The following is a 24,238-nucleotide window of genomic DNA, read 5'->3' as shown; positions in this document are numbered from 1 at the left end:
CTCCAACGCAGGAACCGCCATGCAAGCCCAACTCCGTCTCGCTTCGCCCCTCGCGCTGGCGCTCGCCGCCGCGTTCGCCTTCGCTCCGGCGGCTGCCCATGCCGACGAGGCGGCGCTGATGAAGCGCATCGAGCAACTCGCCAGCGAGCTGGAGGCGATGAAGGCCGAAGTCGCCAAGCTGAAGACCGCCGCGCCGGCCGCCGCACCCGCACCCGCAGCCGCTGCGCCGATGGCCGCCGCACCGCTCATCAACGGCGCCGACGCGCCCGCCGGCATGGACGGCGCGATGCACGCCCGGATGCACGGCGGCGCGATGAACGGCGGCGCGATGAACGGCGCCGAGCGCACCGACACCGGCCGCGGCCTGGTCGTGTCCGAGGAAGGCAGCCGGCTGACCAGCTATGGCGAGATCAACTACAACCGCTACCGCAACGACAGCTCGCGCAGCCAGTCCGATGTGCGCCGCGTGGTGCTCGGCTATGAACACCGCTTCGACCGCGACACCAAGGCGGTGGTCGAGCTGGAATGGGAACACGCGGTCGTCTCGGCCGACGACCAGGGCGAGAGCGAGGTCGAGCAGGCCTACATCGAGCATCAGTTCAACGACAGCGTCGCCGGCCGCGCCGGCCTGTTCCTGATTCCGCTCGGCCTGCTCAACGAGCGCCATGAGCCGACCACCTACTACGGCGTCGAGCGCAACTTCGTCGAGACCGCGATCATCCCCAGCACCTGGCGCGAGATCGGCGTGCAGGCGGTGGCCGATCTGGACAACGGCATCACGCTGCAAGGCGGCGTCAGCACCGGCTTCAGCCTGAGCAAGTGGGATGCAAGCTCGGACGAGGCGCAGGTCGAAGGCCCGCTCGGCACCATCCATCAGGAAGGCCAGAACGCGATGTCGCGCGACCTGTCGCTGTTCGGCGCGCTCAACTGGCGCGGCGTGCCGGGCCTGCATCTGGGCACCGGCGTGTTCACCGGCGGCGCGAGCCAGGGTGCGGCCGGCACGCCGCGCGGCCGCGTCACGGTGTACGAGGCGCATGCGCGCTGGCAGCCGGGCGCCTGGGATCTGGCGGCGCTGTATGCCGGCGGCAGCATCAGCAATACGGCGGCGCTCAATGCCGACAAGATCGGCGGCGTGTCGCTCATCCCCAGCCGCTTCGACGGCGGCTATCTGCAAGTGGCCAACCGGGTCTGGGAATCGGGCGGCAAGTACCTGTCGCCGTTCGTGCGCGCCGAGCGCTACAACACCGGCAAGTCCTACGCCTTCCTCGGTACCGGCGTCACGCCGGCCGCGCTGCCCAATGAGCGCGTGATTACCGTCGGCGCCAACTTCGGCCTGAGCCGCAGCGTGGTGCTCAAGGCCGACATGCAGTGGTTCAAGGAAACCACCGCCAACAACCGCATCGACCTCGGTGTGGGCTGGGCCTTCTGAGGGCGACGCGATGCGCTTCCAGCCCTTTGCGCTCGCTGCGGTTTCGGCTGCGGCGCTGCTGCCCACGGCCGCATTCGCGGTCGACTACCTGACGCCGGAGCAGGCCCAGAAGGCGCTGTTTCCCGACGCCGACAGCTTCGAGCCGCGCACGCTGGCGCTCGATCCGGCGCGCATGCAGGCGCTCGAAAAGAAGACCGGCCTGCCGGCGCGCTCCGCCAACTGGACCGTGCTGCTGGCCCGAAAGGCCGGCGCGCCGCTCGGCTGGCTGGTGTTCGACAACGTGGTCGGCAAGTTCGAGCTCATCACCTATGCGGTGGCGCTCGGCAGCGACGGCGCGGTCAGGCAGATCGAAATCCTGAGCTACCGCGAAAGCCATGGCGCCGAAGTGCGGCTGCCGGCCTGGCGCAAGCAGTTCGTCGGCAAGACCGGCGATTCGGCGATCAAGGTCGGCGACGACATCGGCAACATCAGCGGCGCCACGCTGTCCTGCACCCATGTGACGGATGGCGTGCGCCGCATCGTCGGGCTGATGCAGTTGGCGCGCGACGGCGGCTGGCTCGGCTAGCCGGGCGTGGCGCCGCAGTGCAAGCGCAGTTCCTGCGCCGGGCCCGGCCGGCGCTCGGTACGCGGGTTGAGGTGGCGGCTGTCGGCCCGGCCCAGGCTGTCGAGCGCGCCTTTGCTGCGGTCGAGCGGGTGCAGCGCGTGCTGTCGGCGCATGACCCGGCGAGCGACATCGGCCGCTTCAACGCCGCGCAGGCCGGGCCGCTGGCCGGCTGCGATCCCTGGACGCTGCGGCTGCTGGCGCTGGCCGACCGGTTGCGCGCCGACAGCGCCGGCGTGTTCGACATCGCGCTCGGCACGGCCGGCGGCGTGGCCGGCTATCGGCTGACGGCGGCAGGCGTGCTGGTCAAGACGCTGGCCGGCGTGCGGCTCGACGCCGGCGGCATCGCCAAGGGCTTTGCGGTCGATGCAGCCATCGCCGCCTTGCGCGCCGGCGGCTGTCGCGCCGGCTGGGTAGAGGCCGGCGGCGATCTGCGCGTGTTCGGCGACTGCGCACGCGACCTGTGGCTGCGCGACGCCCGGCCCGGCCGTGAGGCGCTGACGCCGCTCGGGCGCATCGAGCGCGGTGCGGTGGCCAGCTCGCAATACCTCGCCGACGGGCATTCGGCCGGCAAGCACGACTGGCTGCATCGCCCGGTCGGCGTAGTCCACGACTCGGCGCCGGTCGCGGTGATCGCGTCGCGCTGCGCCATCGCCGATGCGCTCACCAAGCCGGCGGTGCTCGGCGGACCGGGGCTGGCCGACTTGCTGCGGCGCTGGGGCGCGACCGTCTGCCGCCTCGACGACAGCCGGACGGGCGAGCCGGTTGGGCCTGGCTGATAAAGTCCGCGCCCATGCGTCGTCCCTCTCCCTCGCAGGCCGGCCTTGTGCATGCGCCGCGCGCCCGTCTTCATGCCCATGCCGCGCGGCCGGTCCGCACCAATCCCGCGCCGCGCTGGCAGCGCCGGCTGCTCGACTGGCCCTTGCTGGCGCTGCTGGCCAGCGGTCTGGCCTGGATTGCCGTGCACTACCTGATCGGCGCCGGCACCGAAGAAGGTCTGCCGCATCCGTCCGAACCCTGGCTGATGAAACTGCATGGCGCCGGCGGCTTTGCCGCGCTGATCGCGCTGGGCAGTTTCCTGTCGCTGCATGTGCCGCGCGGCTGGCGCGGCGGTCGACGGCGCGCCAGCGCAATCGCGCTGCTGATCGGCTGGGCAATCGCGGCAGGCAGCGCCTGGATGCTTTATTACGCCGCGCCTGAAGACTGGCGCGCGGTCATCGGATTGCTGCATGCGGCGGTCGGCAGCGCGCTCGGCGCCATTCTGCTGGCGCACCGCCGATTGCCTGCCAGAACCGAAGCCAATTCACTCGCCGAATAAGTTCCCGGATTGCAATCCACTTGAGCTAAGCGCGCTAAGTGCTTCTGCGAACAGGTTATTTTTTTCGGTGCTAAACTCCCGCCGCCTTGAGAAGACGATCTTTCAAGGCAATATTTCCGGAGATTCATTCATGCAAATGCGCGTGTCGCTGGCCATGCTGATCTGGCTGCTCTGTCTGATCATGGTGCTCGGCTATATGTCGGGCGAAGCGCAAGCCGCCACTGCCGAATCGCGTGTCGCCGTCTCCAAGGCGAAGGCGCGGGCCACTGCCGACAAGGTCAAGGCCAGCGTCAAGCGGCTGCCCAATTCCAAGGCCGATCGGCGCATCGCGATTCCGTCGCAGCAACGTTCGGTGCAGGGCGCGCGCATTCAGCGCGCCGCCTATCAGGCGCCGGCGGCGCTGTCCTACGGCCGGGCGCTCGGCCTGCACCAGTCCGAGAATCCGCTCGATCTCAAGTCGAGCGTCGCGCTGGTGGTCGATCAGGCCAGCGGCTCGCCGCTGTTCGAGAAGAACGCCGACGCGGTGCTGCCGATCGCCTCGATCAGCAAGCTGATGACGGCACTGGTCGTGACCGATGCCCGCCTGCCGCTCGACGAGGAAATCGAGATCTCGCAGGAAGACATCGATACCGAGAAGCACACCAGCTCGCGGCTGCGCCCCGGTACCCGGCTCACGCGCGAGGACGCGCTGCATCTGGCGCTGATGGCGTCGGAAAACCGCGCTGCCTCGGCACTCGGTCGTCACTATCCGGGCGGATTGCCGGCTTTCGTGCAGGCGATGAATGCCAAGGCCGCGGCACTCGGCATGCGCGATACCCGCTTTGTCGAGCCGACCGGCCTGTCCAGCTCCAACCAGTCGAGCGCACGCGATCTGGCCCGAATGGTGATGGCCGCCTATCGCGTGCCGCTGATCCGCGATTTCACGACCAGCCCGGCGCATTCGGTGCAGCTTGGCGCGCGCACGACCGAGTTCCACAACACCAACCGACTTGTCGATCGGCCCGACTGGAGCATCGGCGTGCAGAAGACCGGCTACATCTCCGAAGCCGGCCAATGTCTGGTGATGCAGGCCACCATCGATGCGCGGCCGGTGGTGATGGTGCTGCTCGATGCCCAGGGCAAGTATTCGCGTTTCGGCGATGCCGGCCGCATCCGCGACTGGCTGGTGCGGCATCCGGCGGTGGCCGATTCGCCGCTGACCACTGCGCCCAAATCGGCCGCCGTTCATCCGGGCTGATTGCCTGAATGCGGCACAAAAAAGCGCGGTGCTTGCAAAGGCACCGCGCTTTTTTCATGCCCGCGCATTGCGCCGGCGATCAGGCAATTCAGGCCGCCTGTTGCGAACCGTCATTGCTTGGCGCATAGCCGAGCGCCTTCGAGATTTCCTCGGCAGTGGCGGTCAGCAGTTGCACCCAATCTTCCTGGAGCCGATCGGCCGGTGCCGAGATCGACAGGCCGGCCACGAGCTTGCCCTGATCGTCCCGAATTCCGGCCGCAATACAGCGCACGCCCAGTTCGAGTTCCTCGTTGTCGCGTGAATAGCCCCGGCTGCGCGTATGGGCGAGTTCGCGTTCGAGTTTGGTCAGATCGGTAATGCTGTTGACCGTGGTTCCGGTAAGGCCGGTACGCATCGCGTAATTGCGCACATTCTTCGGATCGTCGACCGACAGGAAAAGCTTTCCGACCGAAGTGAGATGCAAGGGCGCCCGGCCACCGATGGCGCGAACCACCTGCATTCCGCTGCGTTCGGCATAGGCGCGCTCGATATAGACAATCTCGTCGCTTTGCCGCACCGACAGATTGACGGTCTGGCCGGTGCGGTAATGCAGCCGGCGCATGTGCGGCAGTGCCGCTTCGCGCACCGACAGCCGCGCCTTCACGAGATTGCCAAGTTCGAGGAGTCGCATGCCGAGCTTGTACATGCCGGGTTCGACCCGGTCGACGAAGCGGCAGGCGACCATGTCGTTGAGGAGGCGATGCGCGGTAGAGGGGTGGAGGCCGGTTTCAGCGGAGAGCTGCTTCAGGCTTGCCGGATCGGGCTGACCGGCGAGGGCATCGAGCAATCGCATCATGCGTTCGATGACTTGCACCGACGTAATCGAGTTGCGCTCTTTGCCCTTGGGTGCAACCACCGGTGCTTTTTCTTCCGGGGTTGGGCTTGACGGGGTGTTCATTGGTTTGACCTCTGTGGCGCACCTAGGCGACGTAGGAGTTTAGGTATCCGATTCTAGTGCTCCCATCTCTTCCGCTCAGCGGTGATATTCGGCCGTTATCCGGTCCACTTTTCGGGTTTCGAAATGCCCCTGTTTGGACAGCTGGCGATGGCGCATCACGAAATGCGCCATATGAAAAGACGGTTCGATAACTCAATGCCTCGAAAGCCGTTTCAGCTCAACGGAAATTCGACGATTGCCTCGTATCGCCGTACTCCGCCCTCGCCAGCTGCGGTGTAAAGACCAATTGCCCGGGACTTGAACAGGACCTTGTCGTCGCTCGCCTGATTGCGGACGGGGTGCGCCGGCCGTCTCGCATTGCGCACAAGGGTGACATGTGGGTGGAAGTGCTTGCTATCAAATTCAATTGAATGAGATTGCAGATTTGAGCTAAGGAATTCTCTTAGATGGAGCAGCGCCGGCGGCGTGTCGCTCGCGGCCAGCGTGGCCGCATTGCCGAAGTTGACGGGCCGTTCGAGCACGCAGTCGAGGCCCTGTTCGTCATGAATTGAGGCTTCGCGGACCAGGCGGTTGAGCAGGTCGGCGCAATGCTGGACATGCACCGGATTGGCGCTGCCGACGAAGGCCAGTGTGAGATGGAAGCTGTCGGCGCGCATCACCCGCGGACCGCGCGGGCTGGTGGCGGCCAGGCGGCCGAGCCGCAGCCAGCGCTCCTGCACCCGGACGAGTGCGTCGCGCGTGGCCAAGTCGGGCCAGAGGGCAAAAAAGATGCGTTGGTCTTGTTCCTCGGTCATGGTTTGGCTGCACGGTTGGTGACCGTCGACAGCCTCGGGACAGACCGAGAGGTGAATCGCCGCAAGCTGCGCGTCGATTCACATGCGCATCCAGAGTGCCGGCGACGGCGGAAGAAGTTCCGGCCAGCTTGGGTGCGCTAAGCCGGGTCAGATGCCCGGCGTTACTTTCTCTTTCATGCAACCGGCGCGCGCAGTTCGCGTGCGCAATCGGCCACCAGCGCGGGGCCGCGGTAGATGAGCCCGGTGTACAGCTGCACCAGGCGCGCGCCGGCCTTGCACTTGTCGGCGGCATCGGCACCCGACAGCACGCCGCCCACGCCGATGATGGGCAGCGCATCGCCGAGGCGCGCATGCAGCGCGGCGATCACCCGGTCGCTGGCGGCCTTGACCGGCGCGCCCGAGAGGCCGCCGGCCTCGTCGGCATGGCGCAGTCCGGCAACCGCATCGCGTGCCAGCGTGGTGTTGGTGGCGATGACGCCGTCGACGCGGTGGCGCAGCAGCAGCTCGGCGATGCGCGCGATCTGCTCGTCGTCGAGATCGGGCGCGATCTTGAGGGCGAGTGGCACGCGCTTGCCATGCCGGTCGGCGAGGCGGTCGCGGCTTTGCATCAGCGCGGCGAGCAGCGCATCGAGCTCGTCGCCGCCTTGCAGCTGGCGCAGATTCTTGGTGTTGGGCGAGCTGATGTTGACCGTGACATAGCTGGCGTAGGGGTACACGCGTTCCAGGCAATGCAGATAGTCGTCGGCGGCGCGCTCGATCGGCGTGCTGGCGTTCTTGCCGATGTTGAGTCCGAGCACACCGCCTTCGCGGTAGAAGCGCGAGCGCTGCACATTGCGCACGAAGGCGTCGACGCCGCCATTGTTGAAGCCCATGCGGTTGATGATCGCGTCGGCTTCGGGCAGGCGGAACAGCCTCGGCTGCGGATTGCCGGGCTGCGGCCTGGGCGTGACGGTGCCCACCTCGATGAAGCCGAAGCCCATGCGGGCCAGCGCGTCGATGTGCTCGCCATCCTTGTCGAGGCCGGCCGCCAGGCCGACCGGATTGGGGAAGCGCAGCCCCATCACTTCGCGCGGATCGGCGGGAATGCGCTGCTGCATCAGACAGCCGGGCAAGCCGAGCTTCTCGAGGGTATCGAGCCCGCCGAAGGTGAGGTGATGCGCCTTCTCGGGATCGATCAGGAAGAGCAGCGGACGAGCCAGGGAATAGAGCGACATGACGGCAGCGGGAGATGGCGAAGCGGGGGCCGGATTGTAGGACAGGCCACGACGCCGGTTTATTCCGTCGCGCCGCCGTCCAGATCAAGCTGCTGCCAGCGCCCGTTCACATGACTTTCCATCGGCCGGAAGCGCGCCTTGTAGGCCATCTTGGGCGAGCCCTGGATCCAGTAGCCCAGATAGAGATGGGGCAACTGCATCGTCAGGCACTGCTCGATCTGCCAGACGATGTTGTAGGTGCCGTAGCTCGCGCCTTCCACCTCGGGATCGTAGAAGGTGTAGACCGACGACAGGCCGTCGCTCAGCACATCGATGATGCTCACCATGCGCAACACGCCGGGCGTGGCGCTGTCGGGCGGATCGCGGAATTCGACCAGCCGCGTGTTGACCTTGCTTTGCAGCAGGAACTGGGCGTACTGGTCGCGCGAATCGTTGTCCATGCCGCCGCCGGCATGGCGCGCATTCTGGTAGCGCACGTACAGGTCGTAGTGCTCGGCGTCGAACACCAGCCGTAGCACGCGCGTTTCGAGTGCGCCGTGGTCGCGTCGGGCGCGGCGCTGGGCTCGGCTGGGCTTGAAGCGCGTGACCGGAATGCGCACCGGAATGCATTCGCGGCAACCGTCGCAATACGGGCGGTAGGTGAACAGGCCCGAACGCCGAAAGCCGACCCGCACCAGCTCCGAATAGGTTTCGGCGTGAATCATGTGCGATGGCGTCGCCACCTGCGAACGCGCCTGGCGACCGGGCAGATAGCTGCACGGATAAGGCGCCGTCGCATAAAACTGCAGCGCCGCGAACGGCAGTTCCTTGAGATGACTCATGCGCGCGGATCGTCTGGTGAGCCGGCGCGAACGCCGGCGGGTTTGCGACTAGACCTGCGGTATCGCGAGACGTTCCGGCCACTGCGCCGGCGCGGGCTGCGCGACAAGCTCCGCCAACTCGGCACAGAAACGGTCGCGCGGAACTTCGCGCGCGCCCAGCGAGGCCAGATGACGGGTGTTCTGCTGGCAGTCTAGCATCCGGAAATCCTCACTCCGGAGCCAGAAAACCAGCCCGGCGAGCCCTATTTTCGAGGCGTCGCTGCGGCGCGCAAACATGGATTCCCCGAAGAACATGCGGCCGATCGACACGCCATAGCCGCCGCCCACCAGTTCACCCTCAAACCAGGTCTCGAACGAATGGGCATGGCCGGCGCGATGCAGCGCGGTGTAGGCATCGATCATCGCGTCGGTGATCCAGGTGCCGTTCTGGCCCGGCCGCTGACTGGCGGCGCAGGCCCGCATCACATTGGCAAAGTCGAAATCGAAGCGGATTTCCCAGCGCGGATCGGCAGCGCAGGCGCGCAGGGTCCTGGCGAATGAGCGATGCACGCGGAAGTCGTCGAGGCGCAGCACCATGCGCGGGTCCGGGCTCCACCAGAGCACCGGCTGGCCTTCGGAAAACCACGGGAAGATGCCCTTGCCATAGGCGTCGCGCAGCAACTGCGCATTCAGATCGAGGCCCGCGGCGACCAGCCCGGGCATCTCGGTGCCGCTGCCCAGCGCGGTCGAAGCCTGCGGCAGCCGGTCGCCGGCATCGATCCACGGCACCGCCGAGCGGCCGATGCGGAGCATGCGCATCGACGACTCAGAGCGGGCCGTGCGTGCTGCCATGCGCATGCGGCGCGTGCGCCGGATGCACGCGCCCGGTGTGCAGTCCAAAGCGACCGACACGCAGATCGTCGAAGAAGGCGCGCAGCGTCATCGCGGTGGTGCGAAAGGCGATGTCGTCCCAGGGGATGTCGGATTCGGAAAACATCCGGACTTCGAGACTTTCCGGGCCCGGCGCGAAGTCGAGGTTGACGAGCTTGGCGAGATAGAAGACGTGCACCTGCTGTACATGCACCACGTCGAGCACCGAGAACAGCGGACCGATCTCGACCCGGGCGCCGGCTTCCTCGTCGGTTTCGCGCAATGCACCTTCGGCCAGGGTTTCGCCGTTTTCCATGAAGCCGCCGGGCAGCGTCCAGAAGCCATGCCTGGGCTCGATGGCCCGGCGGCACAGCAGAACCCGTCCGTCGAGATAGGGCAGGGTGCCGAGCACCAGCTTGGGATTGGCGTAATGAATGGTTCCGCATTGATTGCAGCAATGACGCGGACGATTGTCACCTTCGGGAATTCGCAGTGTCAGCGCATGGCCGCAGTGGGAGCAGTAGTTCATCCGGCGGGTCTCTTGATGATGCCGAGCAAGCGGGTTTGCCTAGTCTTGATAGGCGTACTATAATCTTCCTTCTCAGACGCGGGGTGGAGCAGTCTGGCAGCTCGTCGGGCTCATAACCCGAAGGTCGTAGGTTCAAATCCTGCCCCCGCAACCAGTTTTTCAATTGCCCCGATTCTTGCCAATTCGATCAGCGAATGGCGGGAATCGGGGCAATTTCATTTCTGCATCGTCTTGATTGCGGCGCCGATGGTGCAATTCGAATGCGCAAATCGGCATTGCGCCGGTCCGTTTCGGATGATGACGATCTGGCACTGCCCGAAATCCGGGCCGACTGCGCAGTGATCGCCGAAAACAGCGCGACGCTTTCCGCCGAGCTCGATGCATTCGGGCAATGCGCGCATGGCACCATCGGGTCATGTCCATCGCACGCATTCCGGTCGCCACACCTGGCGCAGCCGTCGCCGCCTCGCTCAGGACCAGTCTGCGCGGGCGGCGCCTGACCCTAGACGATCTCGTATTGGCGCTGGTCGCGCAGGGCATGGTCGGCGAAGCCGACATCGCCGCGATCCGCCGCGTGCCGGGTCAGACCGGACGCGCGATGCATCCGCTCGAAACTCTCGCCGAGGCACGGCTGCGGATCGCCAGTGGCGAGCGCATCGGCGAACTGCTCACGCCCGACGCGCTGGCCGAATGGCTGGCCGGCCAGACTGGCCTCGGCTATTTCCACATCGATCCGCTCAAGGTCGATTTCACGCGCATTGCCGATGTGATGAGCAGCGCCTACGCCACCCGCTACGGCATCCTGCCGGTGGAGGTGCGCGGCAACGACATCCTGGTGGCGACCTGCGAGCCGGGTCTCGACGACTGGGTTGCGTCGATCGAGAAGGCCACGCGCAAGGCGGTGCGCCGGGTGATCGCCAATCCGCGCGACATCGAGCGCTACACGGTCGAGTTCTACAACCTGGCGCGCTCGGTGAAGGGCGCGAGCCGCATCAACCACGGCGGCGCGGCCAACAATTTCGAGCAGCTGATCCAGCTGGGCGCGCAGATCGCCAGCGGCGCGCGCGCCATCGACCAGAACGATGCGCACATCGTGCAGATCGTCGACTGGCTCTGGCAGTACGCCTTCGAGCAGCGCGCGAGCGACATCCATCTTGAGCCCAAGCGCGACATCGGCATCGTCCGTTTCCGCATCGACGGCGTGCTGCATCAGGTCTATCAGGTGCCGGTCGCGGTGATGACGGCGATGGTGGCGCGGGTGAAGCTGCTGGGCCGGATGGACGTGGTGGAAAAGCGCCGGCCGCTCGATGGCCGCATCAAGACCAAGACGCCCGGCGGCTTGGAGGTGGAGCTGCGGCTGTCGACCCTGCCGACGGCCTTCGGCGAAAAGCTGGTGATGCGCATCTTCGATCCCGAGGTGCTGGTGCGGGACTTTGCCGCGCTGGGCTTCGGCGACGACGACGCGGCGCGCTGGACCGGCATGACCGCGCGACCGCACGGCATCATCCTGGTGACCGGACCGACCGGCTCGGGCAAGACCACCACGCTCTATTCCACGCTCAAGCTGCTGGCGACCGACGAGGTGAACGTCTGCACGGTCGAGGATCCGATCGAGATGGTGGAGCCGGCCTTCAACCAGATGCAGGTGCAGCACGGCATCGATCTGAGCTTTGCCGACGGCGTGCGGGCGCTGATGCGGCAGGACCCGGACATCATCATGGTCGGCGAAATCCGCGACCTCGAAACCGCCGAAACCGCGATCCAGGCCGCGCTCACCGGCCATCTGGTGCTGAGCACGCTGCACACCAACGATGCGCCGAGCGCCATCTCGCGGCTGCTGGAGCTGGGCGTGCCGGCCTATCTGCTCAATGCCACGCTGCTCGGCGTGCTGGCGCAGCGGCTGGTGCGCACGCTGTGCCCCGAGTGCAAGCGCCCGGCCAGTGCCGACGAGCGCCTGACCGACGATGCCTGGAACGAATTCATCGCGCCCTGGAAGGCGGCGCCGCCGGCCCAGGTGTTTCGGCCGGTCGGTTGTCTGGAATGCCGCATGACCGGCTATCACGGCCGTTCCGGCATTTACGAGCTGCTGGTGATGAGCGAGCGGCTCAAGGCGCTGGTGCATGACAAGCCCGACATTGCCGCGCTGCGCCAGGCCGCCATCCGTGAAGGCATGCGGCCGCTGCGGGTGGGCGGCGCGCGCAAGGTCGCGCACGGCGTCACCACGTTCGAGGAAGTGCTCAAGTGCGTGCCACCGGCCGACGCCACCGACTGAACCCCATCACCGGAACCAGCCATGCATCTGTTCATCTGGCGTCATGCCGAGGCCGAAGACGATCATCCCGAAGGCGATCTGGCCCGCCGTCTGACGGCGCGCGGTCAGGCCCAGGCGGCGCAATCGGCCGACTGGATTCGCGCGGTCGCCAAGGCGCGCGGCCTCAAGCCGAGCGTGCTCGCCAGCCCGGCCGTGCGCACCCGAGAGACGGCCGCCGCGCTGTCGCCCGACTTTGCGGTCGAGCCGTCGATCGCGCCCGATGCCGATCCGCAGCGCTATCTCGATCTGCTGCGCGAGGACCGCGATTCGCTCGTGCTGGTCGGCCATCAGCCGACGGCAGGCGAAGCGATCGCGCGGCTGCTCACCGGCCAGCCCGGCCATGTGAGCGTGCGCAAGTCGTCGGTATGGTGGTTTCAGCTGCGTTACCAGACGCGCGGCGACGCGCCGGTGACCCTGCGCGGCATGTTCGCGCCCGACTGAGCGCGCGCCGACTGGCTCAGCTGGCCTGGTCGAGCCGCTTGACCTTGAGGCCGAAGCCGACCTTGTCCCACTCCGCCATTTCCTGCTCCAGCGTGTAGTCGGTCAGCGGATGGGCATCGAGCCACTGGCCATCGAAGCCCAGCACGAAGATGTTGCCGTCGAGCGCCAGCGACACCGGCGGCAGTTCGATCTCGACCCGGCGCCGGAACAGCAGCACCGCCAGCCGCAGGCAGGCGATGCGGGTCCATTCGACGCGCGACTGCTTGCGACCCTCGATGACCGCGCGCAGCTTGGGCAGCTTGCCGGCGTGACCAAGCGTCAGCGTGGCCAGATCGGCCTGCTCGCGCTTGGAGAAGCCCGGCATGTCGGCATTGCCGACGATGTAGGCCGAATGCTTGTGATAGCCGGCATGCGAGATCGACAGCCCCACTTCATGCAGATCGCCGGCCCAGCGCAGAAAGCGCAGATGCAGGTCGAGCTCCTCGCCCGATGCCACGCCGGTCGACTGGAACAGCCGCACCGCCAGCTCGCCGACGCGCGCCGCCTGGGCCCGGTCGACGCTGTAGCGCTCCTGGAACTGCGCCACCGTCACCACGCGCATGTCCTGGCTCTTGCCGCGACCGATCAGGTCGTACATCACGCCCAGCCGCAGCGCGTTGTCGCAGGTCTGCATGCGCTCGAGCTCGAGCTCGGCGAACACCGCATTCATGATCGCGAAGCCGCCGGCCAGCACCGGCAGCCGGTCGGGCTTGAGGCCGTCGAGCTTGAGCTTGTTGACATTGCCGGCGCGCAGCAGCTCGGCGCGCAGCGCATCCATGCCTTCGCGCGTGATCACGCCCTGCGGCGCGGTGGCGCCATTGCCCAGGTTGTTGAGCTGGATGAGCTCGGCCAGCGCATTGGCGGTGCCGGCCGAACCCACGGCCTGCTCCCAGCCCTTCTGGCGGTAGCTGCGCGAGATGACCTGGATTTCGCGCTGGGCCGCGAGTTCGGCCTCCTTCAGCCCGTGACGATCGATCTCGCCGTCGCGGAAGAAGTTGCGCGACCAGCTCACGCAGCCGAGGTAGAGGCTTTCCATCAGCTCGGGCTCATAGCCGCGGCCGATCACGAATTCAGTCGAGCCGCCGCCGATGTCGACCACCAGCCGGCGGCCCTGATTGCCGTTCTCGTCGGCCATTGGCAGCGCATGCGCCACGCCCACGTAGACGAGGCGAGCTTCCTCGCGGCCGGCGATCACTTCGAGCGGGAAGCCGAGCAGGTCTTCGGCCTGGCGCAGGAACAGCGGCGCGTTCTTGGCGACCCGCAGGGTGTTGGTCGCGACGGCGCGCACCTGCTCGGGATGGAAGGAGCGCAGCCGCTCGCCGAAGCGTGCCAGCGCGGTAAGCCCGCGCTCGAAGGCCGCATCGTCGAGCATCTTGTCTTTGGAAAGACCGGCGGCGAGGCGCACCGTCTCTTTGAGGGAGTCGAGCGGATAGATCTGCTTGCCGTGGGAGGTTTCCACAACCCGTGCGACCAGCAGCCGGAAGCTGTTGGAACCGCAGTCCACCGAAGCGATAAGGGACGGATCCGACATCTGCGCGCGAAACTGTCTGAAGATGAAAAAAGAGCCCTGAGGCCGACCTGATTGCACTGCGACCCAATACTGCGCCGCAACAGTCCGGCGATTATGACAGCACGAACGCCAGCCAAAACCGTACCGCGCCGCATCACGACAATTCATCAATTGGTCACAAAGCAATGGAAGCCTTGCGCAAGTTGCGCGCAAGCATTGCCGCGGAAATCACGGAACAGGCATGGACCAACAACAACCAGAACTCAGCGAAAAAGTCCCGCAATTGCTCAACCGCGAAATCGGCATTCTCAAATTCAACGAACGCGTGCTCGCGATGGCGGAAGACGCCTCGGTGCCGCTGCTCGAACGGCTGAAATACGTCTGCATCGTCTCCAGCAATCTCGATGAATTCTTCGAGATTCGCGTGGCGGGATTGAAGGCCCAGGCCCGTACCGATCCGAGTTTCGTGCTCGAAGATGGCAAGACGGTGGTCGAGACGATGCGCAATGTCTCGGAGCTGGCGCATGCCATCGTCGCGCGCCAGTACGCCATCTACAACGATGTGCTGGTGCCGGCGCTGGAGGCCGAGGGCATCGTCTTCCATGTGACGGCGACCTGGAACGAGGCGCACGCGCGGTTCGCGCGCGATTATTTCGAGCGCGAAGTGCTGCCGATCCTCACGCCGATCGCGATCGATCCCGCGCGGCCATTTCCGCGCGTGCTGAACAAGTCGCTCAATTTCGCGATCGAGCTTTCGGGCCGCGATGCATTTGGCCGCAATTCGGGCATTGCCATCGTGCAGGCGCCGCGCGCCTTGCCGCGTCTCATCCAGGTGCCGCGCGAAATCAGCGGCTATCCGCATGGATTGATGCTGCTGACTTCTGTCATGCAGGGTTGCGTCGGATCGCTGTTTCCGGGCATGGAAATCAAGGGCATCTATCAATTCAGATGCACCCGCAATTCCGATCTGTTCATCGACGACGAGGAAGTGACCAATCTGCGCGAGGCGCTCAAGGGCGAGCTGTCGCAGCGACAGTTCGGCGATGCGGTGCGGCTGGAGCTGTCGGACAACTGCTCGGCCTCGATGCGCGAATACCTGTGCAAGCAGTTCAGTCTGGGCAGCGAGCAGGTGTTTCCGGTCGGCGGGCCGGTGAATCTGGTGCGGCTGATGCAGGTGCCCGACCTGATCGACCGCCCCGAGCTGAAGTACCGGCCCTTCGTGCCCGGCCTGCCCGAGGCGATCCGCAAGGGCGAGGCCAAGCAGCGCGACCTGTTCAAGATCATCGCCAAGCAGGATGTGCTGGTGCATCACCCCTACCAGTCGTTCACGCCGGTGCTCGACTTCGTGCGCCAGGCGGTCAACGACCCCAATGTGGTGGCGATCAAGCAGACCATCTACCGCACCGGCAACCAGAGCGAGCTGATGGAGCTGCTGGTGCAGGCGGCACGCATGGGCAAGGAAGTGACGGTGGTGCTGGAGCTGCTGGCGCGCTTCGACGAGGAAACCAACATCAACTGGGCGGCGCGGCTCGAAGAGGCCGGCGCGCATGTGGTGTTCGGCGTGGTCGGCCACAAGACACACGCCAAGCTGCTGTTCGTGGTGCGGCGCGAGATCGGCCGCACCGGCGCGACCAAGCTCGTGCGCTATGCGCATCTGGGCACCGGCAACTACCACCCGCGCACCGCCAAGCTCTATACCGACTTCGGCCTGTTCACCTCCGACGCCCAGCTTTGCCAGGATGTCCACGAGCTGTTCCAGCAGCTCACCGGGCTGGGCCGGCATCAGTCGCTCAAGCAGATCTGGCAGGCGCCGTTCACGCTGCACGAGAACGTCTGCGCCGGCATCCGTACCGAGATCGCCAATGTCAAGGCTGGCGGCAAGGGCCGAATCATCGCCCGCATCAATGCGCTGCTCGAAGACAAGGTGATCGCGCTGCTCTACGAGGCCAGCCAGGCCGGCGTGCAGGTCGATCTGATCGTGCGCGGCGTGTGCGCGCTGCGGCCGGGCGTGCCCGGCCTGTCCGAAAACATCGTGGTGCGCTCGGTGATCGGCCGCTTTCTGGAGCACAGCCGCGCGTTCTATTTCTTCGACAACGGCGCCGAGCGCGTCTATCTGTCGAGTGCCGACTGGATGGACCGCAACTTCTTCCGGCGCATCGAGGTGGCCTTCCCGGTCACCGACAAGAAGCTCAAGGCGCGTGTGATCGAGGAAGGGCTGATGGTGCTGCTCGACGACAACGCGCTGGCCTGGATCATGGACAGCGAGGGCAACTACACCCGCCTCGCGCCGGCCGCCGGCGAGCCGCGCCGCTCGACCCACGGCGTGCTGCTGCATCAGCTGGCCCAGATCACGCCCCAGCCCAAGGCCTGACCGCCGCCGTTGCCCTGGCGCAGCGACGTCCGGCCGACGGCTCGCGTCATGTCATTGGTCTGTCACACAGCCTGCATATCGTGCGTTTCAAGTTTTCAGCTCACCCCCGAAAGGTCACTTTCATGTTGAAGAAGTTCGTTCTGACGGCCGCTTTCGCCACCCTCGGCTGTGCTGCCGCGATTCCCGCGCAGGCCGCCGAAGTCACGGGTGCCGGTGCGTCATTCCCGGCGCCGCTGTATTCGCGCTGGGCTGCCGACTACCAGAAGGCGACGGGCAACCGGGTCAACTATCAGTCGATCGGCTCGTCGGGTGGCGTGAAGGCGATCCAGGCCAAGACGGTCGATTTCGGCGCCTCGGATGCGCCGCTCAAGCCGGAAGACCTCGACAAGGGCGGCATGGTGCAATTCCCGACCGCCATCGGCGGCATCGTTCCGGTGTTCAACATCGCCGGCGTCAAGCCGGGCGAGCTGCGCCTGACCGGCCATGTGCTGGCCGACATCTTCCTGGGCAAGATCACCAAGTGGAACGATCCGGCCATCGTGGCGCTGAACCCGGGCGTGAAGCTGCCTGAGCAGGCCATCGCCACGGTGCACCGCGCCGACGGTTCTGGCACGACCAACGGTTTCACCGACTACCTGAGCAAGGTGTCGGAAGACTGGAAGGCCAAGGTCGGCACTGGCAACACGGTCAACTGGCCCAACGGCATGGGCGGCAAGGGCAACGAAGGCGTGGCCTCGTTCGTGGCGCGCCTGCCGGGTTCGGTCGGCTATGTCGAGTACTCCTACGCCAAGCAGACCAAGATGCCTTACGCCGCGCTGCAGAACGCCGCCGGCAACTGGGTGCAGCCGGACGACAAGACCTTTGCCGCCGCCGCCGCCGGCGCCGACTACGAGAAGGCCCGCTTCGCGGTCAATCTCAACAATCAGGCCGGCAAGGACGCGTGGCCGATCACGTCGACGACTTTCATCATCGTCTACAAGAACGCCGAGAAGCCCGAGCAGGCGGCCGAGGTGCTCAAGTTCTTCAACTGGGCCTATGCCAATGGCGCGGCGGCTGCCGACCAGCTCGATTACGTGGCGCTGCCGGCCGATGTGGTCAAGCTGATCCAGAACCTCTGGACCAGCTCGATCAAGGACGGCGCCGGCAAGGCCGTCGCGTTCAAGTAATGTCCGCCCGCCGGGCCCATCGGGGGCCCGGCAGCGCCGCATGACGGCGATCGCGCCAGCCGACCGAAAGCGCGACGCACCGCAGCACGCTGATTCTCCAGGACATCTCCCATGACCGAACCCAACCGTTCCGCCGGCCTCGCGACCCAGCCGAACACCGACCGCGCCTACAACGCCGCCGGCGACATCATCTTCGCCGGCGCCACGCGCGCCGCCGCCTCGCTGGTACTGCTGGTGCTGGCCGGGATCATCGTTTCGCTGGTGGTCGAGGCCTGGCCGTCGATCTCGCGCTTCGGCCTCGGCTTCCTCACCAATTCCACCTGGGATCCGGTCGAGGAGAACTTCGGCGCGCTGGTGCCCATCTACGGCACGCTGCTCACCTCGGTGATCGCGCTGGTGATCGCGGTGCCGGTGAGCTTCGGCATCGCGCTCTTCCTTACCGAGCTGTCGCCGGTGTGGCTGCGCCAGCCGCTCGGCACCGCCATCGAGCTGCTGGCGGCGATTCCGTCGATCGTCTACGGCATGTGGGGCCTGCTGGTGTTCGCGCCGGTGTTCTCCAACTACTTCCAGGTGCCGGTGCAGAACGTGCTCGGCTCGATTCCGGGCTTGGGCAATCTGGTGGCGGGTCCGCCGATCGGCATCGGCCTGCTGTGCGCCGGGATCATCCTGGCGATCATGGTCATCCCCTTCATCGCCTCGGTCATGCGCGACGTGTTCGAGGTGACGCCGCCGATGCTCAAGGAAGCGGCCTACGGCGTCGGCTCCACGACCTGGGAAGTGGTCTTCAAGGTGGTGTTGCCCTTCACCAAGACCGGCGTGATCGGCGGCGTGATGCTGGGTCTGGGCCGCGCGCTCGGCGAAACCATGGCGGTCACCTTCGTGATCGGCAACACCAACCTGCTCGACGGCATCTCGCTCTACATGCCGGGCAATTCCATCACCTCGGCGCTGGCCAACGAGTTCGCCGAATCGTCGGGGCTGCATACCGCAGCGCTGATGGAACTGGGCCTGCTGCTGTTCTTCATCACTTTCCTCGTGCTGTCCGCGTCGAAGCTGCTGCTTGCCAAGCTGCGCGCGGGTGAAGGAGCCCGTTCATGAGCGCCGTCATCGGTCAGGTGGCCGCCCCCGGCCGCGTCGACATCGCCCTGCGCAATTCGATGCATCGCCGTCGCAAGCACATCAATGCCATCGCGCTCACGCTGTCGCTGTCGGCGATGGTGTTCGGGCTGATCTGGCTGGTCTGGATTCTGTTCACCACGCTCAAGCTCGGCATCTCGGGCCTCAGCCTGTCGCTGTTCACCGAATCGACGCCGGCGCCCAATGCCGACGTCGGTGGGTTGGCCAACGCCATCGTCGGCTCGGGGATGCTGGTGCTGGCGGCCACCTTCGTCGGCGCGCCGATCGGGGTGCTGGCCGGCGTGTACCTGGCGGAATACGGCCAGAACACCTGGCTCGGCCGCTCGACCCGCTTCATCAACGACATCCTGCTGTCGGCGCCGTCGATCGTGATCGGTCTGTTCGTGTATGCGGTGGTGGTGGCGCGCTCGGGCCATTACTCGGGTTTTGCCGGCGTGATCGCGCTGGCGCTGATCGTGATCCCGGTCGTCATCCGCACCACCGAGAACATGCTGCTGCTGGTGCCCAATGCGCTGCGCGAAGCCTCGTTCGCGCTCGGCATGCCCAAGTGGCGCGTGATCTACAGCATCACGCTCAAGGCATCGAGCGCCGGCATCGTCACCGGCGTGCTGCTGGCGGTGGCCCGTATCTCGGGCGAGACCGCACCGCTGCTGTTCACGGCGCTGTCGAATCAGTTCTTCAGTCTCGACATGTCGGAGCCGATGGCGAATCTGCCCGTCACCATCTTCAAGTTCGCGATGTCGCCCTTCGAAAACTGGCAAAGCCTTGCCTGGGCTGGCGTCTTCCTGATCACGGTCAGCGTGCTGTGCATCAACGTTCTGGCCCGGACGCTGTTCGGCAAGAAGGAGTTCTGATCATGTTCGAAAGCAAAGCTGTGGAAGCGACCTCCCGCCAAATCAATGTTTCGGCCAGCATGTTCGACAACAAGTCGGGCGCCAAGGATTCGGCGGCGCAATTGGCCTCCAAGATCGATGTGCGCAACCTGAATTTCTATTACGGGAAATTCCATGCGCTGAAGAACATCAATCTCGGCATTCCCGAAAAGAAGGTGACGGCATTCATCGGCCCGTCGGGCTGCGGCAAATCAACGCTGCTGCGCACTTTCAACAAGATGTTTGCGCTTTATCCCGAGCAGCGTGCCGAAGGCGAAATCCTGATCGACGGCGAAAACCTGGTCACGACCAAGACCGACGTTTCGCTGATTCGCGCCAAGATCGGCATGGTGTTCCAGAAGCCGACGCCGTTTCCGATGAGCATCTACGACAACATCGCCTTCGGCGTGCGTCTGTTCGAAAAGCTCAGCAAGGGCGAAATGGACGAGCGCATCGAATGGGCGCTGAGCAAGGCGGCGCTCTGGACCGAGGTGAAGGACAAGCTCAAGCAGAGCGGCACCAGCCTGTCGGGCGGCCAGCAGCAGCGGCTGTGCATTGCGCGCGGTATTGCCATCCGCCCCGAGGTGCTGCTGCTCGACGAGCCCTGTTCGGCGCTCGATCCGATTTCCACGGCCAAGGTCGAGGAATTGATCGCCGAATTGAAGGAGGATTACACGGTAGTGATCGTGACGCACAACATGCAGCAGGCCGCGCGTTGCTCCGATTACACCGCCTACATGTATCTGGGTGAATTGATCGAATTCGGCGATACCGACCAGATCTTCATCAAGCCGCGCAAGAAGCAGACCGAGGATTACATCACCGGGCGTTTCGGCTGATTTGTCGTCAAGCCGATGAAAGGGCCGATACCGGAACGGGTATCGGCCCTTTTGTTTTATGTCGCGTCATGAATGTTTCATTCGGCGGAGATATCGTCAAGGAGTTGCCTTTCAATTTCATTCTCGACGGAAACCCACAATGAAACGACGCACCCTGATTCTTTCCTCGATGGCAATTGCGCTGTCAGCCTGCGCCAGCTTCGGCGGCGCGTCGAAGGACATTCCGGCGGTGGCGGCGGCCCAGCCCGAGCTGGCCACCTTCAATCAGCTGGTCGCGGCGGCCGGCCTGGGCGCGACGCTTGCCGGTCCGGGCCCGTTCACGGTGTTTGCGCCGAGCGATGCGGCCTTTGCCGCCGTGCCGGCGAAGACGCTGGCCGAGCTCAAGGCCGATCCGGCCAAGCTCAAGGCCGTGCTCAGCTATCACGTGGTGGCCGGCAAGTTCCTGGCAGCCGAGGTCAAGGCTGGCGCGGTCAAGTCGCTCGAAGGCAGCGAACTCACCATCGAGACCGCGGGCAGCTTCGTCGGCCTGAACGGCGTGGCGGTGGTGACCCGTCCCGACCTGCGCGCCGCCAACGGCGTGATCCATGTGATCGACAGCGTGCTGCTGCCGCCGAAAAAGTAAGCCAGTTCAGGCGTTTGCTTCGGGTTTTCCCTTGACGTCGATCCGTCAAGAGTCGCTGCGTGTCGCCGTTAACAAGTGCATGGCCCGACCGGGTGCGCGTCCCGGTCGCCAGCCCATCCGGGGTCGCTGCCATCAGGCGCGCCCCGCACTTCGACACAAGCACGAGCTCCCTGGAGACAGACGTCCAAATGGTTCCGGCAAAACAGCACCCCAAGTGGAAGGACCTGGTCACCGGCAAGGTCCAGCCCTCCTTTACTCTCCTGGCCGCCAAGTTCCTGGTCAGCCGACTGACCATGTCGGCCAAGACTGACTCCTCGCCGAAGAATCTCGAAAAGCTGATCGGTGAAGCGCACCAGTTCTTCCATGAGAACGAGCGCATCGCCGACAAGGACATCAAAGCAATCTTCGGCTGAGGAGCCACGACATGAACAAGCTGCACACCCTGCAACAGGCCGCCTCGCTGATCGAGTCGGGTACCAAGGCCATCATCGCCGGCCCCGAAGCGCTGCTGACCCAGCTGCCGAAGGGCGACTGGATCGGCGGCACGATCCCCTACTTCATGGACGACGAGGGCGGTCTCAAGACCGAAGACCGCGTGTTCGTGTCGGCGCTGCCGGCCAGCGTGACGGCGATCTCGACCCGCCTGTACGACGAGCGCGAACTCGCGGCGATCGCCGCCGACGAGGCCGAGAACGGCTTCAGCTATCTCATCGTCCCGGCGCTGACGACGGTGCACGAGTCCTTCGCCAAGAACGTCTATGCCTATGACGGCATCTTCAATCGTCCGCTGCTGGGCTGGATCGCCGGCGTGGCGGTGGAAGACATCGGCAAGGCCGTGCCCAAGGTGATCGACGGCCGTACCGGCGCGGTCAGTTCGGATCGCGCGGTGGCGCTGCATGCCACGCTGGCTGCCGGCCATCAGGCCGAGATCGGCATCGTCAACCTGTTCGGCCAGGGCGACGGCGCCACGGTCGAGTTCGACGACACCGGCTTCAACGTGAGCCATGCGCGGGTCAACGGTCAGAAGGTGAATTTCGCGCAATGGCTGGGCGAGAACGCCATCGACACGCGGCTGCCGCTGGTGGCCGACTACTGCGGCGCGATGGTCAACGTGAGCTTCGCCTCGGTCGATGCGCAGAACGGCCGGGTGCAGCTGTATGCGCCGGTGTTCCCGGGCGTCACCTATCGCATCGCCGCGCCGGTGGCCGACTATCCCAAGTCGTTCGCTGCCGCGATCGAGCCGCTCGACATCGAGCCGGCGCTGTCGCTGAACTGCATCCTCAACTATCTGTACGGCAAGCTCGAAGGCCAGCACACCGGCCATTTCAAGGGGCCGTTCACCTTCGGCGAGATCGCCTACGGCCTGCTCAACCAGACGCTGGTGCATCTCCAGATCCACAAGCTCTGATCGCGGCGATGGCCGGCGCAAGCCGGTCGCGCCAATGAAAAAGGCCGGCATCTGCCGGCCTTTTTGCGTTGCTGCGCCGGCGGTCAGACCAGCCGGATCAGCGAGCCGCCCGACTTGGCATCGCGCTCCAGCTGGAGCAGGCCGCGCTTTTCGGCATCGGCCAGCAGATCGCCGAAGGCGCGATAGCCATAGGCCGCCTCGTTGAAGCCGGGCTGACGCCGCTTGAGCGTCTGCTTGACCATCGAGCCCCAGATCTTTTCCTCGGCGCCGCGCTCGTTGAGCAGCGCCTCGACGGTCTCGATGACCCAGTCGAGCGCCTGACGGCGGCGCAGTTCGTCCTCGCTGGCGTGGACGGCGGCGACGTTCTGCACCGGCGCCGGGGCTTCGGCCGGTACCGGCGCGGCCGCTTCGACCGGCGCGGTCTCGGCCGGTGCGGTTTCGATCACGTCGGCGGCGGCCTTGCGGCTGCGCGACTTGCGCGCCGGACGGGCCTTGGGCGCAGGCGTGGCGGGCTCGGCCGGTTCGGGCTCGGCGACCGCTTCGGTGGCGACGGCGTCGGTTGCAGCCGCAGCGCCGGCGCGGCCCCGGCCGCGACCGGTGCGCGACCAGCCGGCGTTGGCGACATCGGGCCGGGCGGGTTCGGCGTCCGGCTCGGTGGTGGCTTCAGGTTCGGTGTCGTCGGCGGCAGCGGCCGGCTCGGCGACGGCGACCACGGCTTCGGCGACTGGTGCATCGGCGCTGGACAGCTTGGCGCCGGCGCGCTTGCGGGCCGGTCGGCGCGGCTTGGCGGGCGGTGCGGCTTCTTCGGCCACCGGCGCGACAGCGGCTTCGGCCGGCGCGTCGGCCGCGACGTCTGCCGGCACGGCTTCGGCTTCGGACGGCACCTCGGCGGCGGGCAGGGCGAGCTGGGCGTCGGCCATGTCTGCGGTCAGTTCGCCAGCGTCATCGGTCGGCGGCACGATGCCGTCGAACAGGTCGGCCGGCTCGGCTGCGGGCGGCAGCTCGGTCTTGCCGCGTCCGCCGCGCCGGTTGCGCGAGCGACCTTCGCCCTTGCCGCTGCCGGTCTTGGCGCTGGCGGCCGGCTTGCCGGCGGGCGCGCGCTGCGGCTCGGCCTTGTCGGCGGCGGGCTTGCTGGCGCGGGCGTTGCCGCTTGGCTGCTGCTGGCCCTGGCGTTCGGCGCGCTTGCGCCGCGCTTCCTGGAATTCGAGCACCAGGTCGTCGTAGAAGATGAACTCGTCGCAGTTGCCGATCAGCAGGTCGGACGTGGAGTTGCGCACGCCGACGCCGATCACCTTCTTGTTGTTCTCGCGCAGCTTGGACACCAGCGGCGAGAAGTCGGAATCGCCGCTGATGATGACGAAGCAGTCGACATGGCTCTTGGTGTAGCAGAGGTCGAGCGCGTCCACGACCATGCGGATGTCGGCCGAGTTCTTGCCCGACTGGCGCACATGCGGAATCTCGATCAGCTCGAAGGCGGCCTCATGCATGTCGCGCTTGAACGCCTTGTAGCGGTCCCAGTCGCAGTAGGCCTTCTTCACGACGATGCTGCCCTTGAGCAGCAGGCGCTCCATGACTTTGCGGATGTCGAACTTCGGGTACTCGGCATCGGCGACGCCGAGCGCGACGTTCTCGAAGTCGCAGAAGAGCGCCATGTTGTGGATGTCGGAAGGAGAGGGCATGGGTCGGTCGGCTGTGGAAAGTCGGCCAGCTTAACGCGCGCGCTGCAAACCTCGGTGCGCATTCGGGTGAGCAGTCGGCTTGCGCTTGCGCCACCGCAGCCGGCTTCCGATCCG

General features: G+C 66.1%; 24 protein-coding genes and 1 tRNA gene. 16 read left to right on the top strand and 9 right to left on the bottom strand.

Going from position 1 to position 24,238, the window contains the following annotated elements; genetic code table 11:
* Positions 1-19 precede the first annotated feature (19 nt).
* The 5 genes from B9P64_RS10725 to pbpG all read left to right on the top strand — a co-directional run bounded on the left by B9P64_RS10725 (position 20) and on the right by pbpG (position 4,585).
* Positions 20-1,429 (top strand): porin, encoded by a 1,410-nt coding sequence (locus tag B9P64_RS10725; protein WP_085316360.1) that lies wholly within the window; start codon positions 20-22, stop codon positions 1,427-1,429.
* Between the two features lie 10 nt (positions 1,430-1,439).
* On the top strand, positions 1,440-1,994 hold the full coding sequence (locus tag B9P64_RS10720; RefSeq protein ID WP_085316229.1) for an FMN-binding protein: 555 nt from the start codon (positions 1,440-1,442) through the stop codon (positions 1,992-1,994).
* 17 nt (positions 1,995-2,011) lie between these two features.
* Positions 2,012-2,809, top strand: a complete 798-nt coding sequence (locus B9P64_RS10715; RefSeq protein ID WP_176256796.1) for an FAD:protein FMN transferase — start codon at positions 2,012-2,014, stop codon at positions 2,807-2,809.
* Between the two features lie 14 nt (positions 2,810-2,823).
* The gene (locus B9P64_RS10710) at positions 2,824-3,348 is read left to right on the top strand and encodes a hypothetical protein (RefSeq protein WP_139826263.1); all 525 of its coding nucleotides are present in this window, start codon (positions 2,824-2,826) and stop codon (positions 3,346-3,348) included.
* 130 nt (positions 3,349-3,478) lie between these two features.
* Positions 3,479-4,585 carry a D-alanyl-D-alanine endopeptidase gene (gene pbpG / locus B9P64_RS10705; RefSeq protein WP_085316226.1) on the top strand — a complete coding sequence of 369 codons (1,107 nt, stop codon included), beginning with the start codon at positions 3,479-3,481 and terminating at the stop codon, positions 4,583-4,585.
* A gap of 88 nt (positions 4,586-4,673) precedes the next feature.
* On the opposite strand, the gene B9P64_RS10700 is transcribed toward pbpG, so the two are convergent.
* The 6 genes from B9P64_RS10700 to B9P64_RS10675 all read right to left on the bottom strand — a co-directional run bounded on the left by B9P64_RS10700 (position 4,674) and on the right by B9P64_RS10675 (position 9,729).
* A complete protein-coding gene (locus tag B9P64_RS10700; RefSeq protein WP_085316225.1) occupies positions 4,674-5,522 on the bottom strand; it encodes an IclR family transcriptional regulator in 849 nt (282 codons plus the stop codon).
* A gap of 212 nt (positions 5,523-5,734) precedes the next feature.
* Positions 5,735-6,316: a 2'-5' RNA ligase family protein gene (locus tag B9P64_RS10695; protein WP_085316224.1), complete on the bottom strand. Its 582-nt coding sequence runs from the start codon at positions 6,314-6,316 to the stop codon at positions 5,735-5,737.
* A 173-nt stretch (positions 6,317-6,489) separates the two neighbouring features.
* On the bottom strand, positions 6,490-7,530 hold the full coding sequence (locus tag B9P64_RS10690; RefSeq protein WP_085316223.1) for a quinone-dependent dihydroorotate dehydrogenase: 1,041 nt from the start codon (positions 7,528-7,530) through the stop codon (positions 6,490-6,492).
* A 59-nt stretch (positions 7,531-7,589) separates the two neighbouring features.
* A complete protein-coding gene (locus B9P64_RS10685; RefSeq protein WP_085316222.1) occupies positions 7,590-8,351 on the bottom strand; it encodes an arginyltransferase in 762 nt (253 codons plus the stop codon).
* Between the two features lie 48 nt (positions 8,352-8,399).
* Positions 8,400-9,149 carry a leucyl/phenylalanyl-tRNA--protein transferase gene (gene aat / locus B9P64_RS10680; protein ID WP_235839961.1) on the bottom strand — a complete coding sequence of 250 codons (750 nt, stop codon included), beginning with the start codon at positions 9,147-9,149 and terminating at the stop codon, positions 8,400-8,402.
* 7 nt (positions 9,150-9,156) lie between these two features.
* Positions 9,157-9,729, bottom strand: a complete 573-nt coding sequence (locus B9P64_RS10675; RefSeq protein ID WP_085316221.1) for an NUDIX hydrolase — start codon at positions 9,727-9,729, stop codon at positions 9,157-9,159.
* A gap of 77 nt (positions 9,730-9,806) precedes the next feature.
* Between B9P64_RS10675 and B9P64_RS10670 the strand changes: the two genes are divergently transcribed.
* Positions 9,807-9,883: transfer RNA gene (locus B9P64_RS10670), tRNA-Met, on the top strand.
* Positions 9,884-9,944: 61 nt separating this feature from the next.
* Here B9P64_RS10670 and B9P64_RS24370 read toward each other — a convergent pair.
* Positions 9,945-10,130 carry a hypothetical protein gene (locus B9P64_RS24370; protein ID WP_139826262.1) on the bottom strand — a complete coding sequence of 62 codons (186 nt, stop codon included), beginning with the start codon at positions 10,128-10,130 and terminating at the stop codon, positions 9,945-9,947.
* A gap of 14 nt (positions 10,131-10,144) precedes the next feature.
* On the opposite strand from B9P64_RS24370, the gene B9P64_RS10665 reads away from it, so the two are divergent.
* Together B9P64_RS10665 and B9P64_RS10660 are read left to right on the top strand one after the other, a co-directional pair.
* Positions 10,145-12,001 carry a GspE/PulE family protein gene (locus tag B9P64_RS10665; RefSeq protein WP_085316220.1) on the top strand — a complete coding sequence of 619 codons (1,857 nt, stop codon included), beginning with the start codon at positions 10,145-10,147 and terminating at the stop codon, positions 11,999-12,001.
* Between the two features lie 21 nt (positions 12,002-12,022).
* Positions 12,023-12,481, top strand: coding sequence for a SixA phosphatase family protein (locus B9P64_RS10660; protein ID WP_085316219.1), 459 nt, complete (start codon positions 12,023-12,025; stop codon positions 12,479-12,481).
* 16 nt (positions 12,482-12,497) lie between these two features.
* On the opposite strand, the gene ppx is transcribed toward B9P64_RS10660, so the two are convergent.
* Complete coding sequence (gene ppx / locus B9P64_RS10655) at positions 12,498-14,051, bottom strand: exopolyphosphatase (protein WP_085316218.1); 1,554 nt, start codon at positions 14,049-14,051, stop codon at positions 12,498-12,500.
* Positions 14,052-14,271: 220 nt separating this feature from the next.
* Here ppx and ppk1 point away from each other — a divergent pair, with 220 nt between their 5' ends.
* From ppk1 to B9P64_RS10615, 8 genes are all read left to right on the top strand, one after another.
* On the top strand, positions 14,272-16,401 hold the full coding sequence (gene ppk1, locus B9P64_RS10650; RefSeq protein WP_085316217.1) for a polyphosphate kinase 1: 2,130 nt from the start codon (positions 14,272-14,274) through the stop codon (positions 16,399-16,401).
* 122 nt (positions 16,402-16,523) lie between these two features.
* Entirely contained in the window at positions 16,524-17,567 is a 1,044-nt protein-coding gene (pstS, locus tag B9P64_RS10645; RefSeq protein ID WP_085316216.1) for a phosphate ABC transporter substrate-binding protein PstS, read from the top strand.
* 111 nt (positions 17,568-17,678) lie between these two features.
* Positions 17,679-18,665, top strand: coding sequence for a phosphate ABC transporter permease PstC (gene pstC, locus B9P64_RS10640; RefSeq protein WP_085316215.1), 987 nt, complete (start codon positions 17,679-17,681; stop codon positions 18,663-18,665).
* Positions 18,662-19,558, top strand: coding sequence for a phosphate ABC transporter permease PstA (gene pstA, locus B9P64_RS10635; RefSeq protein WP_085316214.1), 897 nt, complete (start codon positions 18,662-18,664; stop codon positions 19,556-19,558). The genes pstC and pstA overlap by 4 nt, the downstream gene beginning before the upstream one ends.
* Positions 19,559-19,617: 59 nt before the next feature.
* Complete coding sequence (gene pstB, locus B9P64_RS10630) at positions 19,618-20,415, top strand: phosphate ABC transporter ATP-binding protein PstB (RefSeq protein ID WP_085316358.1); 798 nt, start codon at positions 19,618-19,620, stop codon at positions 20,413-20,415.
* A gap of 139 nt (positions 20,416-20,554) precedes the next feature.
* Positions 20,555-21,037 (top strand): fasciclin domain-containing protein, encoded by a 483-nt coding sequence (locus tag B9P64_RS10625; RefSeq protein WP_085316213.1) that lies wholly within the window; start codon positions 20,555-20,557, stop codon positions 21,035-21,037.
* A gap of 188 nt (positions 21,038-21,225) precedes the next feature.
* On the top strand, positions 21,226-21,450 hold the full coding sequence (locus B9P64_RS10620; protein WP_085316212.1) for a hypothetical protein: 225 nt from the start codon (positions 21,226-21,228) through the stop codon (positions 21,448-21,450).
* A gap of 11 nt (positions 21,451-21,461) precedes the next feature.
* Positions 21,462-22,445, top strand: coding sequence for a DUF6976 family protein (locus tag B9P64_RS10615; RefSeq protein ID WP_085316211.1), 984 nt, complete (start codon positions 21,462-21,464; stop codon positions 22,443-22,445).
* Between the two features lie 83 nt (positions 22,446-22,528).
* Here B9P64_RS10615 and B9P64_RS28010 read toward each other — a convergent pair whose 3' ends face one another.
* Complete coding sequence (locus B9P64_RS28010) at positions 22,529-24,124, bottom strand: NYN domain-containing protein (RefSeq protein ID WP_235839960.1); 1,596 nt, start codon at positions 24,122-24,124, stop codon at positions 22,529-22,531.
* Positions 24,125-24,238 lie beyond the last annotated feature (114 nt).

This window comes from Derxia lacustris, from assembly GCF_002105195.1.
In the GTDB taxonomy this organism is placed as follows: domain Bacteria; phylum Pseudomonadota; class Gammaproteobacteria; order Burkholderiales; family Burkholderiaceae_E; genus Derxia; species Derxia lacustris.
The sequence above is the reverse complement of the archived record's forward strand: the minus strand, read 5'-3'. Positions and strand labels throughout refer to the sequence as shown.

Bases quoted from the DNA above. Each gene is read 5' to 3' on its own strand.
- B9P64_RS10665 (WP_085316220.1), top strand. From the start codon at position 10,145: ATGTCCATCGCACGCATTCCGGTCGCCACACCTGGCGCAGCCGTCGCC.
- pbpG (WP_085316226.1), top strand. From the start codon at position 3,479: ATGCAAATGCGCGTGTCGCTGGCCATGCTGATCTGGCTGCTCTGTCTG.
- B9P64_RS10690 (WP_085316223.1), bottom strand. From the start codon at position 7,530: ATGTCGCTCTATTCCCTGGCTCGTCCGCTGCTCTTCCTGATCGATCCC.
- B9P64_RS10675 (WP_085316221.1), bottom strand. From the start codon at position 9,729: ATGAACTACTGCTCCCACTGCGGCCATGCGCTGACACTGCGAATTCCC.
- B9P64_RS10710 (WP_139826263.1), top strand. From the start codon at position 2,824: ATGCGTCGTCCCTCTCCCTCGCAGGCCGGCCTTGTGCATGCGCCGCGC.
- ppx (WP_085316218.1), bottom strand. From the start codon at position 14,051: ATGTCGGATCCGTCCCTTATCGCTTCGGTGGACTGCGGTTCCAACAGC.
- ppk1 (WP_085316217.1), top strand. From the start codon at position 14,272: ATGGACCAACAACAACCAGAACTCAGCGAAAAAGTCCCGCAATTGCTC.
- B9P64_RS10685 (WP_085316222.1), bottom strand. From the start codon at position 8,351: ATGAGTCATCTCAAGGAACTGCCGTTCGCGGCGCTGCAGTTTTATGCG.
- B9P64_RS10660 (WP_085316219.1), top strand. From the start codon at position 12,023: ATGCATCTGTTCATCTGGCGTCATGCCGAGGCCGAAGACGATCATCCC.
- B9P64_RS10615 (WP_085316211.1), top strand. From the start codon at position 21,462: ATGAACAAGCTGCACACCCTGCAACAGGCCGCCTCGCTGATCGAGTCG.
- B9P64_RS10725 (WP_085316360.1), top strand. From the start codon at position 20: ATGCAAGCCCAACTCCGTCTCGCTTCGCCCCTCGCGCTGGCGCTCGCC.
- pstB (WP_085316358.1), top strand. From the start codon at position 19,618: ATGTTCGACAACAAGTCGGGCGCCAAGGATTCGGCGGCGCAATTGGCC.
- B9P64_RS28010 (WP_235839960.1), bottom strand. From the start codon at position 24,124: ATGCCCTCTCCTTCCGACATCCACAACATGGCGCTCTTCTGCGACTTC.
- B9P64_RS10700 (WP_085316225.1), bottom strand. From the start codon at position 5,522: ATGAACACCCCGTCAAGCCCAACCCCGGAAGAAAAAGCACCGGTGGTT.
- B9P64_RS10695 (WP_085316224.1), bottom strand. From the start codon at position 6,316: ATGACCGAGGAACAAGACCAACGCATCTTTTTTGCCCTCTGGCCCGAC.
- pstA (WP_085316214.1), top strand. From the start codon at position 18,662: ATGAGCGCCGTCATCGGTCAGGTGGCCGCCCCCGGCCGCGTCGACATC.
- B9P64_RS10720 (WP_085316229.1), top strand. From the start codon at position 1,440: ATGCGCTTCCAGCCCTTTGCGCTCGCTGCGGTTTCGGCTGCGGCGCTG.
- B9P64_RS24370 (WP_139826262.1), bottom strand. From the start codon at position 10,130: ATGCGCGCATTGCCCGAATGCATCGAGCTCGGCGGAAAGCGTCGCGCT.
- B9P64_RS10620 (WP_085316212.1), top strand. From the start codon at position 21,226: ATGGTTCCGGCAAAACAGCACCCCAAGTGGAAGGACCTGGTCACCGGC.
- B9P64_RS10625 (WP_085316213.1), top strand. From the start codon at position 20,555: ATGAAACGACGCACCCTGATTCTTTCCTCGATGGCAATTGCGCTGTCA.
- pstC (WP_085316215.1), top strand. From the start codon at position 17,679: ATGACCGAACCCAACCGTTCCGCCGGCCTCGCGACCCAGCCGAACACC.
- aat (WP_235839961.1), bottom strand. From the start codon at position 9,149: ATGCGCATGCTCCGCATCGGCCGCTCGGCGGTGCCGTGGATCGATGCC.
- pstS (WP_085316216.1), top strand. From the start codon at position 16,524: ATGTTGAAGAAGTTCGTTCTGACGGCCGCTTTCGCCACCCTCGGCTGT.